The organism is Shewanella sp. DNRA4 (assembly GCF_012843185.1).
Taxonomy (GTDB): domain Bacteria; phylum Pseudomonadota; class Gammaproteobacteria; order Enterobacterales; family Shewanellaceae; genus Shewanella; species Shewanella xiamenensis.
Window position 1 is genome coordinate 18,304 of record NZ_JABAIP010000019.1, and the last position, 13,082, is coordinate 31,385.

The window sequence follows — 13,082 nt, forward strand, 5'->3', positions numbered from 1 at the left end:
ATGTGCCATCTGCTTATAACGGCGGCCATTGTACAACAACTCACAAGAATTGTGCCTTTCCATTGCTGAATTTTTTGATTATTGCTATATTTCACCAGCGATTAGGGATAAGCCGTGAATAAAGTGTTCACAAACTCCCTGTCCCAAGTGAAAAGTTTTATAGATCAAAAAAGATTTTCTTGATAGCAAATCATTGATTTGCAAATCGTATACTGAGTAAAAATACCACAAATGCGTTTTTTACGATTAAATCGAGAATCTCACCTTACTTTATCAAGGTTTATCTAAAGCTTTTCTCACCGATTTCGAAATATATTTTAACTTGTCGTCAGACAAACCGATTCGACTTGGGCATTACCGGAACGAAATTAAAGAATTTATGGGGTTGGTTGATGTTTTACAACGAATTCCTTGTTTTTGTAATCATTAAAAAATAAGCCATAAATAGGATGCGACACGCAGCGACTGCGTCTAACAGTAATGCGCACCTTGCCTAGCTCACCAGCCGTGAGGCTTTGTTCACCACAGCTAGGCCCGTAATGCAACGAAACGCGATTGTTTGATGACCTCCATTTAAAGAAGAATGACGTCATCATGAAACGTATGTTAATCAATGCAACTCAATCAGAAGAGTTGCGTGTTGCCCTCGTTGACGGGCAACAACTGTACGACCTCGATATTGAAAGTCCTGGTCATGAGCAAAAAAAATCAAATATTTACAAGGGTAAGATCACCCGCGTAGAGCCCTCTTTAGAAGCCGCTTTCGTAGACTATGGTGCTGATCGCCACGGCTTTTTACCATTAAAAGAAATTGCCAGAGAATATTTCCCTAAAGGTTATTCATTCCAAGGTCGCCCGAACATCAAAGAAGTCGTCAGTGAAGGACAAGAAGTTATTGTTCAAATTGACAAAGAAGAACGTGGCAACAAAGGCGCGGCGTTGACCACCTTTATCAGCCTTGCTGGTTCTTACTTAGTGTTAATGCCAAACAACCCACGTGCAGGCGGTATTTCTCGCCGTATCGAAGGGGATGAGCGTACTGAATTAAAAGAAGCTATGGCCGATTTGGAAGTCCCTGCTGGTATGGGCCTTATCGTCCGTACCGCTGGTGTGGGTAAAGAGTCGACAGAGCTAAAGTGGGACTTAAAAGTTCTGCAACACCACTGGGCGGCGATCACTGAAGCGGCGCAAACCAAAGGCGCACCTTTCCTCATTCACCAAGAAAGTAACGTGATTGTTCGCGCCATTCGTGACTATTTACGCCGTGATGTCGGGGAAATTTTAATCGACCATCCACGTATTTTCGAAGAAGCTAAACAGCATATCGCACTTGTGCGCCCAGATTTTGTTGAACGTGTAAAACTCTACGAAGCTGAAGTACCGTTATTCACTCACTTCCAAATCGAGTCGCAAATCGAATCGGCGTTCCAACGTGAAGTACGTCTGCCATCGGGTGGCTCAATCGTCATTGACCCAACTGAAGCCTTAACCTCTATCGATATCAACTCTGCCCGTGCCACCAAGGGCGGCGATATCGAAGAAACCGCATTAAATACCAACCTTGAAGCCGCCGATGAAATTGCCCGTCAATTACGTCTACGTGACTTAGGTGGCTTAGTGGTTATTGACTTTATTGATATGACGCCAGTGCGCCATCAACGTGAAGTCGAAAACCGCCTACGTGATGCCGTGCACCATGACCGCGCTCGCGTTCAATTAGGTCGTATTTCTCGTTTCGGCTTGATGGAAATGTCACGCCAGCGTCTGCGTCCATCATTAGAAGAATCCGCTGCACATATCTGCCCTCGCTGTCATGGCCAAGGCACTATCCGCAGTACTGAATCTTTAGCGTTGTCGATTCTGCGTTTGATGGAAGAAGAAGCCATCAAAGAAAATACCTCACAAATCGAAGCCATTGTGCCTGTCGATGTGGCTGCATTCCTGCTTAACGAGAAACGTAAAGCGATTCGTATCACCGAACAACGCCATGACGTGGAAGTCTATGTGATCCCAGATCCACATATGATGACCCCAGATTATCGTGTGATCCGTCACCGCACCGACGATGAAATCGATGAATCCAGCTACAAGCGCATTGAACAGCCTGAAGCAAAATTGTACGAGCCACGTAAACTGGAACGTACTGCGGCGCCAGCTCCAGCCCTAAAAGGCTTTGCTGCTCCACAAAAAGTGGAACAAGACACTGCACCAGTTGCCAAAGTTGAAACCGCACAGCCGGGTTTCTTCAGTAAACTCTTCAGTGCAATTGGTGCTTTCTTTAGCTCAAGTGATAACGCAGTCGCAGAAAAGAGCACCGAGACTAAGAAGCCAGATAGTCAAGCCACGAATGCCAACCGTCGCAATCGTCGTAACGACACTCGCCGTACTCGCAATCCACAAGATACTGAAAAAGCGAAAGAAGGTACTCGCGAACCACGTACTCGTAATGCTAAAAAAGTCGCCGATGCACCACAAGCTCAAGAGCGCCCAATCCGTGAAAAGGATGAAAGTGCGAAACGTGCTAAGTCTGAGCCTAAACCCCGCAATCAAGCAGTTAAAGAAGTGACTGCGGATGTTCAAGACGAAGCACCAAAGCAAGAGGTCGTCCGTGAACGTCGTCAGCGCCGTAATATGCGCCGTAAAGTTCGTATCGACAACACCACAGATGTTGTAGAAACGTCAATTCAGGAAGAAGCGATTTTAGCTGAGTTGGTTGCAATCAATGCCGATGTCACGGTAGAAGTTCAACCGGAAGTGAAAGCCCCGCGCCGCCGCCAGCCACGTAAAGAGGTTACGGTTGCGAATGAGGTCGGCAACACCACAGTATCAGAAGCTGCTGATGTGGTAGAAACTAAGCCAGCCGATGCTATTGTTGATATGCCTGTTGTTGAAAGCCAAGCAGACACTCAAGTGGATGCTAAGTTAGACACTCAACCAGCGGTCATTGATGAGGATAACGCCGAAGCAAATGTTGATGCAGATGACAAAGCCAAACGTGAATCCCGTGATGGACAACGTCGTAGCCGCCGTAGTCCTCGCCATCTGCGAGCTGCTGGCCAACGCCGTCGCCGCGATGAAGATGAACAAGGCACAACGGCTCCTGCGCAGTTCATTCCTAATGATGCGTTAGGCGAAGATCAAGACTATCCAGCACCAACTGCAGTTGTTGAAACGGCTAACTTAACAGAGCAAACCGTGGCTGAAACGGTTGCAGTTGAAGTGGAGACTACAGCAACGCAGCCTGCGCCAATTGTGCACACTGCTGATGTGATCTCCTCAACTGAAGCCGCAGTCTCTCAAAGCATAGCGACTGAAAGCACGGTATCAGATACCACAGTAACTGAATCCTCCGCGGAAATTAAGTCTGATACTGTTGTCGCTGAAGTCACATCTAAACCTGTCGTTAACGATAAGGCCGCTGAAACGGTTAAAGCATCTGATGCCGAGCCACAATCAGCAACAGCACCAGCAGTGCAAGCCACAGAGGCTATGCAAATAGTGACTGATATAACTCCTGAAGCAAAAGCCGAAGAAGTGACACCTGTTACAGAAAAGACTGAGCCGAAAGAAGCGGTAAAATCAGTCGCATCAGCACCGATGGCGAAACCTGCAGCGTTTGTTAAACCTCAGGCAAAACCTGTAATGGCGCAAGCTGCTACGGCTCAACCAACGGAAGTTGTCGTCAGCAAACCGAAAGCGTCTAGCCGTTTTGGTGCTATGGTATCATCTGAAATGACTAAACCAACGGTAGAAGTCAGAGCGCAGGTTGAAGTGCCTAAAGGCCGTGAGTATGAAAATACCGCCACCGCTGAAGCCACTGAACCTAAGCTGAAACACAGCAATAGTGCTGAATCGGATATGGCTCGTCCATAGGACCCTTCCACAATCTAAAAAGCCATGCATCTGCATGGCTTTTTTATTTTCAGCTAATTAAGGCATATTTCAGGTTTAGCTCAATCAGTTTATTTGATAGTATGCGCGGCTTATTTTGTCTACACACCAGTAACAGAGGTTTCATGTTCGATCTCTTCCGCCACAAAACATCTAGCTACAAAGCCGATATACTCTCAGGGCTAACCGTCGCACTCGCACTGATCCCTGAGGCTGTTGCCTTTGCTTTTGTTGCCAATGTCGAACCTATGGTGGGCCTCTATGCGGCTTTTATTATGGGATTGGTCACCGCACTGATTGGTGGTCGACCTGGGATGATTTCTGGTGCAACAGGAGCGATGGCCGTGGTCATGGTGTCCTTAGTAGTTGAACATGGCGTGCAATACTTATTTGCGGCTGTCGTGCTGGCAGGATTAATCCAAATCAGCGCTGGCATCTTTAAACTGGGGAAATTTATTCGCATCGTACCCTATCCGGTGATGATAGGTTTTGTAAACGGTCTCGCCATTGTGATTTTTTTGGCACAACTTGGCCAGTTTAAAGTAAAAGACACTGCTGGAAACTTAGTCTGGTTACCACCAGAGCCGTTGTTGCTGATGTTTGGTCTCGTAGCATTAACCATGGCAATTATTTATTTCTTGCCTAAGCTGACCACTGCAATACCGTCCTCGTTGGTCGCAATTCTTAGCGTCACGGCTATTGTTGTTAGCTTTGATCTTGATACTCGTAACGTATTGGATTTTCTCAAGACTATGAGTGGTGACGAGAATGCGACAATTGCAGGCTCACTCCCAAGCTTTGCTATCCCACAGGTACCTTTTAACCTTGAGACGCTCTACATCATTCTGCCCTATTCCTTTATTTTAGCCGCAGTCGGATTAATCGAATCCCTGTTAACCTTAACGGTTATCGATGAGATGACCCATACCCGGGGACGCAGCAATAAAGAATGTATTGGCCAAGGTGTAGGTAACATCACCAGCGGATTTTTTGGGGCTATGGGTGGTTGTGCCATGATCGGTCAATCGATGATTAATATTAATTCTGGTGGCCGCGGCAGGTTATCAGGGATTACCGCGGCCATTGGCCTACTGGCATTTATTCTCTTTGGTGCTGCCTTTATCGAAATTATTCCGTTAGCAGCCCTCGTTGGGGTGATGTTTATCGTTGTACTCGGTACGTTCGAATGGGCAAGTTTTAAGTTTATGGGCAAAGTGCCCAAACATGATGCCTTTGTGATCGTTCTTGTAACCACAGTAACTGTGTTTACTGATCTCGCCTTTGCTGTATTTGTGGGAGTGGTGGTATCCGCGCTGGTATTTGCTTGGCAGCATGCGAAACACATTAGCGTCAAAGTGACTCAAAACTCTCAAGACTGGAAAGTCTATGAGCTTAATGGGCCACTGTTTTTCGGTTCTGTCGCGAGTTTCCTCGAGTTATTTGATGCTTCACAGGATCCACAGGATGTCGTCATCGATTTTAAGTTTTCTCGCGTAGCCGATCACTCCGCCTTAGAAGCGATTGATACGCTTGCAGAGCGTTATGTGTCCATAGGCAAAAGACTACATTTGGTGCATTTAAGTGCTGATTGTAAAGCCTTACTTCATAAGGCAGGTGATCTTGTTGAAGTGAATCTGTTGGATGACCCACATTATAAAGTCGCGGATGATAAACTCGACTCCTAATGAAGTCACTATCGATCCTTAAGCAACGGTCCACGGCACTGCAATATGGCTGTGGGCTGACAGTTATCGCTCTGAATGTTCGCGTACGTAAATAGTCAATTTTCAAGCCAAGCTTATATATTTATTAATATAGTTAACAGCGAAATAAACAAAATTCACGGGAAAAATGATAACAGCTAACAGCAGATTAATCTGAACGAGGTCTTAAAAGTGAGAGAAATGAGAGATGTAAGTATTAAGATAAAACAGCACAAATAAAAAGAGCTATGGTAAAAACCACAGCTCTTAAATCCATCGCTATTAGCGCCTAGGCTAACAGCACTGAAAATTAACCGATTACGGTTACGTTTTCAGCTTGAGGACCTTTTTGACCTTGGGTCACAGTGAAAGACACTTTTTGACCTTCATCAAGAGTTTTGAAACCGTCAGAGTTGATTGCACGGAAGTGAACGAATACGTCTGGACCAGATTCTTGCTCGATGAAACCAAAACCTTTGTCAGAGTTGAACCACTTAACTACACCAGTTACTTGAGACATGATATAAATCCTGTAAATAAAAAATTAAAGCCTTAACGGCGGTGGAGCTGGAAAATGCCGGTATTACTTATGTTTACAGGACGAACGGGTCGTATTGAACACATAAATATAAGCCCAACCTTCAAGCTAGTAAAACTATAAACCATTCTAAAGATAAGTCAACATACTGCGACACTTTGAAAAATTTATTTAAACAAAGCCTTTTAAGGTTTTGCTACCGGCTCGCAGAACAATATGTTCTTACGGCTTAAGCGTTGACAGTAAAGCATTTTAAATAATTTATTTCAATAGGTTAAAATCAGCCCCTAGACTGAAATGCGATGTACTTCAATCTGGAAATCTAACTCACAGCTTAATCCGCGCTGAGAAAATGCTTGTTTCTGCTCTGCGGTAAACTTCCACGCATAGGGAGTCATTTCGAGAAAATTGCCGATATCTTTACTGTCATTAAGATCGAGTTGCGCGCTAAGCCGCTCTTGATGTAGGCATTCAAATCCATCAACTCTGGCCTCAGACTCAGGATGCAATCTTGGCTGGTCATAAATCTGTTGTTTTAGCGCAAAATGATGCAAAGGCCCTGGCGATACCGTGATAAGAATGCCGCTAGGTGCCATGATCCGCTGAAGTTCTTCTACTTTTGATGGTGCATAAATTCGAATCGCTAAATCAATGCTATTAGATGGGATCGGCATTTCATAGGCACTCGCTACACAAAAGCTTAAGTTAGGATAGCGCTTGGCTGCATATTTTATTGCCGACTTAGAGATATCAACGCCCTGTAAATAACAAAAATGATGAGCAACAAGGGCATTATATAAACGATGACTGTAGTAACCCTCACCACAACCTATATCAAGGATCTGCTGTGCACTACTGGCATATTGGAGTGCCAGTTGATTAACTCTATCACTTAAGATTTGATAATAACCCGCATTTAAGAACTCCCGACGAGCAAACATCATTTGCTGATTATCACCTGGATCTTTCGAGTTTTTTTTCTGAACGGGAAGCAAATTGACATAACCTTCTTTCGCCATGTCAAACTTGTGTGCCTGCGGGCATCCCCAAGTTCGTTGTGTTAGGGTGAGGGGTAACGCGCACAAAGGACATATATATTGCATTGATTAACTCTATTTAAAATGGGGGATGTCAAGCTTATATCTCATCTTCCATTAATCGCTCGACCATTTGCAGTAATTCAGGAGACGCGAGTAGCTCAAAACACTCAAGTTTCCTTATGGCTTTGTCGATATTCTGGCTATCATTTGCGGCGCGACTAAAGCTCGGGCGCTCAAACATGTGGGTATAAGTTCGAAAAAGCCATTGGCGCTTCTGTTGTAGTAATGGATCTAATCGTACGGCCTCTTCAGCTAAGCCAGTATGGTATTGACCGAGTTCACCCCGTAAAAATGCTTGTAACTCCAATCTTATCTGCTCAATTTCGGTGAGGTAAACCGCAAGGGATTCCGATGTCGCACCGTAATCGTACTCCCTAGCAAGAATAGCCTTAGCCATCATCAGTACTCTCGGCTCATGTAAGCCTCTTACGTCGGATTCAAGTGTTACAAACTCGAACTTTGATGCCGATTGCAAAGAGAATGTTACACTTTCTCTCACATCAACTTTAATTAAAATTCCTGCCCGAAGCTCTTGGGCAACAAATTTAGGGGCAGTCCCCATTCGATGATAAAGCCGTACGCCTTGACCCAAGCACCTTGATACAGGAGCACTTAGCCCTGCGTCTGCAACTGAAGTTGTGTTTAGTGTTAGCCCTAAAATCGTTTGAAGGCGCACTGCAATCTGTGGTGGAGTTTGTGAAACGACAATCAGCTCAAGTAGGGGAGCTCCCATCGTTTCAAGCACAATAAAATCACTCATGTTGCTTGGTAACGTTATGATCAATGACGACGTCTGTGCGACATCGAGTATCATAGGTTCATTGAGATATTGATGATGCATAAGACTGATCCCCTGTTCAATGGGAATTGTAACTGCCAATCGTGGTAAAGATCACCTGTTAAGCGCTTCTCTTTTCAATATAATTTATCCATCAAGGTTTTTGCTGATCAATATTGGGGTGAGTTTAACGGCTAAGATGCTATCATTCGACAAAACCGTCATTTGATTGAAATTATGTATACAGCATCTCAGCCAAGTATTTTTTGGCACGACTATGAAACATTCGGTGCCAACCCAGCCCAAGATAGACCCGCCCAATTTGCCGGGGTCCGTACCGATTTAGATCTTAACATTATCGGTGAGCCAGAGACTTTTTACTGCAAACAATCAACGGATTACCTGCCCTCACCCGAAGCGATTTTAATTACAGGGATCACGCCACAACTAGCCAATTTAAAAGGTTTACCTGAAACCGAATTTATGGGTCGCATCCATACTCTCTTTAGCCAAGCCAATACCTGTGTCGCAGGCTATAACTCGTTACGATTTGATGATGAAGTCACCCGTTATGGTTTTTACCGTAACTTTATCGATCCCTATGCCCGCGAATGGCAAAATGGCAATACGCGCTGGGATATCATTGATTTAGTTAGGGCTTGTTATGCCTTTAGACCAGATGGGATCCATTGGCCATTAAAAGAAGACGGTTCACCCAGCTTTAAGCTGGAACATCTGACCCAAGCTAATGGTTTAAGCCATGAAAAAGCGCACGATGCCATGTCAGATGTTTACGCCACCATCGCAATGGCAAAACTGATAAAAGAAAAGCAACCTAAGTTATACCAGTACTATTTTGAATTGCGCCGTAAACAAGCCGTCAGCGCGCAAATTGACGTATTAAATATGCTACCGCTTGCCCATGTCAGTTCGAAGATAAGTGCAATGCACGGTTGTACAACCCTTATCGCCCCCGTTGCACACCACCCAAGTAACAAAAATGCCATTATTTGCGTGAATTTAGCGATGGATTTAAGCCCACTGTTTGAGCTGGATGTCGAGCAGATAAAAACGCGCATGTACACGCCCAGAGCGGAGCTTGCCGAGGATGAGTTACCCATCCCAGTTAAACAGGTGCATCTTAACAAATGCCCTTTTATTACTTCGGCCAAAATTTTAGATGATGTGCAGGCAGAAAGACTCAACATTGATAAAGCCTTTGCCAGAGAACAATACAAACGCTTAAAGTCTCACCCGGAATTACGGGAGAAGCTGGCGCAACTGTTTGAGCATGATGGCGAAGTAACCACCACGGATCCTGACTTAATGTTGTATTCGGGTGGATTTTTCAGCCCTGCCGATAAAGCCAAGATGGAGATCATTCGCCATACCTTACCTCAAAATTTAGCCGCACTTGATTTGCAATTTGATGATGGACGCATCCCAGAAATGCTATTCCGTTATCGGGCGCGCAATTATCCCGAATTACTTGATGATCAAGAGTCCCATCGCTGGCGCACCTTCTGTCAGCAGCGTTTGGCCGATCAGGATTATCTGCTCAAACTTGAAAATTTGTTGCAAGATACCGAAGGCGATGAGCATAAACAAAAACTACTCGCCGCCCTGTGCCACTATTTGCGTGGATTGTAGACCACAAAATAGCCCATGTTTTTTGTTGATTTAGCGCCTATGATTGATAACTTCTTTCAGATGTTAACTAACAGGCGCTTAATTGAACCATAAACGCGAACTAACTCGCATTTATACTGTAACAAAATTACTAGAATGTTCTTCCATGAACTTAACAAACAAGGAGTCGGGAAATGCAAGATAGATTTATCCGAAGCATAACCCAGCTGCCAACCCCATTGGCTGACGCATTAATTCCCTTATTACATCAAGGTTTTGCGGGACATATCGATGCACAGCAACTGGCAGAGTTAGTCAAAAGCAGCAATATGACCGAATCAGAGGTGTTACTGGCTTTGTTACCTATTGCCGCCGCCTTGGCCAAACCACCCATTAGTGAGTTTTATGTTGGTGCAATTGCCAAAGGAAAAAGTGGCGACATTTATATGGGTGCCAACTTAGAACTGCCTGGCGAAGCCCTCTTCCACTCAGTACACGCAGAGCAAAGCGCTATTAGTCACGCGTGGCTTAGCGGCGAAAGCCAGATTGTGGATATGATAGTGAACGCCAGTCCCTGCGGTCATTGCCGTCAGTTTATGAATGAATTAGTCGAAGGCGGCCAAATCAAGATCCATTTGCCATCACAGGATAGCCATTTATTGTCCTATTATCTGCCCTATGCGTTTGGGCCAAAAGACTTAAATGTTCAGTCACCGCTGTTAGTCAAGCAGGAAACTGAATTTGCACTCGATAGCAGTGATCCTATGGTAATTGAAGCCTTAGATCATGCGGGCTTAAGCTATGCACCTTATACCCAAAGCTATGCGGCGGTTGTATTAGAAACCGCGGATGGCGCAACCTACTGTGGTCGCTACGCTGAAAACGCCGCGTTTAACCCATCGATGCTCCCAATGCAAATGGCGCTATCGAATCTGACTCGGCATAATCGTGATTTTGGTGAGATCCGCCGCGCGGTATTGGTGGAATCCTCCCAAGGTAAAATCAGCTTAGTGGGCGCAGCAATGGATGCATTGCATGCTGTTGCCGCGATAGAACTCGAACATATTGTGGTTGATCCTATCTAGTCAGTTAACGCGGCGCTTCTGTTTTTATACTTCGGTATTGACTTAAGTTGCGCCGCGATGCTTTGGCCTATTTTAGCTGCTAGGGCGTTTTGCCATAAAAACGGCTTTGCGCTCAGCCATTTTAAGACAACAGGCGCTTCGCTGCTCCTCTGTCATGTTTCGCCACGCCAAAATCTCCTCAAGATGCCTAAAACACCCCATGCAGATATCCTGCTGATCGAGACAGCAATTTCGTACACAGGGCTGATAAATACTGTTATTCTGACCAGACCGCATATTCATTGCCCGCAGGCTCGATAAAATGGAAACGTCGACCACCTGGGAAGCTAAAAATCTCAGTGCTAATGGTGCCGCCAGCCGCGATCACGGCGGCTAAAGTTTCTTCCAAGGTCTTACTGTATAGCACAATCAGGGGACAGCCCTTTTCTAGGGTAAAACAAACCTCAGCTTGATAAAAACCACCCGTTATTCCCGCATCGATAAAGCAACTGTACTGTGGGCCATAATCCTCAAAACGCCAACCAAATACAGTATTGAAAAACGCTTTAGAACAATCAATATCAGATGTTGGAATCTCTAAATAATTGATAGTGTGATGACGATTCATAATCTTCCCTGCCCAATGAATAACTTAATCAATAAAAAAGGGAGCCATTGCTCCCTTCGCGATAGTGGCTAATCTCAGATTAGCCCTGTACTAAGGCGGCGACAAGTCCGATGGCTCCACCAAACACACCGCCCCACACCACGAGCCAACCTAAATGCGTTTGGATCATCTCCTGAACTATCTGCTTAACCATTTGCGGGGTTAATTCATTTAAGCGTTGCTCAACGATATTAGCAATCTTCTGTTGTAAATCGGCCATCACATTTGGCTGTTCAAGCTCTTGCTTCAATAGACTGCGGAATTGTTCACTCTCGGCCATATCGACCAATGAAGCTTTCATCTTCTCAATAAAGGGTTCTTTTAGCGGCATTAGCGCCTCAGTCCCCCCAAACATGGCTAACATGCCACCAAATGAAGATTGTGCCACAGTATTGACTAAGGCATCGAAAGACGGTGCTAAGTCTACTTTCTCAATCACAGGCGCCAAATCGATTTGGCTTATACCTTCTTTTTCAGACAAAAAACGATCAATGTTTTCAGCGGTAAAAAACTGTTTCATCATCAGATGAGCAATGCCGAGTTTAAATTCTTCAAACCGCGAAGGCACCACACCAGAACCATACAAACCAGGGACTTTTTCAAACAACATATACACCGCAAGCCAGTTGGTTATCGCACCAGATAATGCAAACAACCCAACATTAAATAGAATGGGTAAGCTCAGTGCGTATCCCAAGATCACACAAATGGCTGCCAACACATTGGTCACTAAACTCTTATTCAATCGTTAATCCCCCTATTACGCAATTTCATCGATTGCAAATGGCGCTAGTTTAGCAAGCGAAGGGGAGTAAGGTCTAATGCTGTAAAACAATACTAACACCACCAATCAGCCGCAAAACAGAGCGCAAACTCAGCAAATACTCAGCGGAGCGGCACAAGCACAACATCAAGACAAACTCGATAAACAGATTTTTGTTATTTCATTAATTAACATTAACTTAGTTTAATGATTTACAGCAGAAAATAATGTCACATTTCTGGATCTGCTTAGGAATTATTGAAAAGCATCGTCTACACTCAAAATACTAATCGCCTCGCCACAAGGCTCAATAACATAAAGGACGCGCTTATGGACTCTGCATTTAATACCGCTGGTGCCTTAGGCTGGCATGAACTCACGACCCACAACACTGAAGAGGCCATGCGCTTTTATGGTGAAGTATTTGGCTGGCAATTTAGAACGGTCAAGATGCCCCATGGTCAGTACCACTTGATTGAAAATCAAGGTGTAGGTATCGGCGGTATCACTGATAATCAGCTCCCGACGCTACCTTCGCACTGGACAGGTTATGTCACGGTCGCCGATGTCGACTTGGTCGCGATTAACGCTAAAAAACTTGGTGGCGATATTCTGTTTGGTCCAGAAGATATTCCGAAAGTGGGTCGCTTTTGTTGGATAAAAGATCCACAAGGCGCCGTCATCGCCGCAATAAGTTATCTCACCACTTAAACTAAGCTATTCGTATTAAAAAGCTTAGCGGTCATAAAATGCCCACTAGAGACACAACATGTTACCCTCGTAAAGCGAGGGTTATGAGTTAACATACATTCTGACTCACATTGGTTGCCATACGGTAACACTCAGATTTAATTGACAAAACACCAAAAAAATCATGCAGAGATAAGCATTATTCGCTAGAATAACCACATTTATTGATAGATTTCGCGCCAGCGTGCGTATTGGAGCA

The 13,082-nt window shown here is 44.7% G+C and carries 11 protein-coding genes; 5 read left to right on the plus strand and 6 right to left on the minus strand.

Annotated features, from left to right (window positions below; genetic code table 11):
* Positions 1-594 precede the first annotated feature (594 nt).
* Both rne and HG547_RS18450 read left to right on the plus strand, forming a co-directional pair.
* On the plus strand, positions 595-3,873 hold the full coding sequence (gene rne / locus HG547_RS18445; protein WP_169548680.1) for a ribonuclease E: 3,279 nt from the start codon (positions 595-597) through the stop codon (positions 3,871-3,873).
* 143 nt (positions 3,874-4,016) lie between these two features.
* Positions 4,017-5,576 carry a SulP family inorganic anion transporter gene (locus HG547_RS18450; RefSeq protein WP_169548681.1) on the plus strand — a complete coding sequence of 520 codons (1,560 nt, stop codon included), beginning with the start codon at positions 4,017-4,019 and terminating at the stop codon, positions 5,574-5,576.
* Between the two features lie 328 nt (positions 5,577-5,904).
* On the opposite strand, the gene HG547_RS18455 is transcribed toward HG547_RS18450, so the two are convergent.
* The 3 genes from HG547_RS18455 to HG547_RS18465 all read right to left on the minus strand — a co-directional run bounded on the left by HG547_RS18455 (position 5,905) and on the right by HG547_RS18465 (position 8,073).
* The gene (locus tag HG547_RS18455; protein ID WP_011072720.1) at positions 5,905-6,114 is read right to left on the minus strand and encodes a cold-shock protein; all 210 of its coding nucleotides are present in this window, start codon (positions 6,112-6,114) and stop codon (positions 5,905-5,907) included.
* 305 nt (positions 6,115-6,419) lie between these two features.
* On the minus strand, positions 6,420-7,235 hold the full coding sequence (rlmA, locus tag HG547_RS18460; RefSeq protein WP_037427260.1) for a 23S rRNA (guanine(745)-N(1))-methyltransferase: 816 nt from the start codon (positions 7,233-7,235) through the stop codon (positions 6,420-6,422).
* 34 nt (positions 7,236-7,269) lie between these two features.
* A complete protein-coding gene (locus tag HG547_RS18465) occupies positions 7,270-8,073 on the minus strand; it encodes a hypothetical protein (protein WP_169548682.1) in 804 nt (267 codons plus the stop codon).
* 174 nt (positions 8,074-8,247) lie between these two features.
* Between HG547_RS18465 and sbcB the strand changes: the two genes are divergently transcribed.
* Together sbcB and cdd are read left to right on the plus strand one after the other, a co-directional pair.
* The gene (gene sbcB, locus HG547_RS18470; protein WP_169548683.1) at positions 8,248-9,660 is read left to right on the plus strand and encodes an exodeoxyribonuclease I; all 1,413 of its coding nucleotides are present in this window, start codon (positions 8,248-8,250) and stop codon (positions 9,658-9,660) included.
* Between the two features lie 173 nt (positions 9,661-9,833).
* Positions 9,834-10,724 (plus strand): cytidine deaminase, encoded by an 891-nt coding sequence (gene cdd / locus HG547_RS18475; RefSeq protein WP_037419666.1) that lies wholly within the window; start codon positions 9,834-9,836, stop codon positions 10,722-10,724.
* Between the two features lie 72 nt (positions 10,725-10,796).
* On the opposite strand, the gene HG547_RS18480 is transcribed toward cdd, so the two are convergent.
* From HG547_RS18480 to HG547_RS18490, 3 genes are all read right to left on the minus strand, one after another.
* On the minus strand, positions 10,797-11,006 hold the full coding sequence (locus HG547_RS18480; RefSeq protein ID WP_169548684.1) for a DUF1289 domain-containing protein: 210 nt from the start codon (positions 11,004-11,006) through the stop codon (positions 10,797-10,799).
* Complete coding sequence (locus tag HG547_RS18485) at positions 10,981-11,331, minus strand: VOC family protein (protein WP_037419661.1); 351 nt, start codon at positions 11,329-11,331, stop codon at positions 10,981-10,983. The genes HG547_RS18480 and HG547_RS18485 overlap by 26 nt, the downstream gene beginning before the upstream one ends.
* A 79-nt stretch (positions 11,332-11,410) precedes the next feature.
* On the minus strand, positions 11,411-12,115 hold the full coding sequence (locus HG547_RS18490) for a DUF445 domain-containing protein (protein ID WP_169548685.1): 705 nt from the start codon (positions 12,113-12,115) through the stop codon (positions 11,411-11,413).
* 348 nt (positions 12,116-12,463) lie between these two features.
* On the opposite strand from HG547_RS18490, the gene HG547_RS18495 reads away from it, so the two are divergent.
* The gene (locus HG547_RS18495; RefSeq protein WP_037419655.1) at positions 12,464-12,844 is read left to right on the plus strand and encodes a VOC family protein; all 381 of its coding nucleotides are present in this window, start codon (positions 12,464-12,466) and stop codon (positions 12,842-12,844) included.
* Positions 12,845-13,082 lie beyond the last annotated feature (238 nt).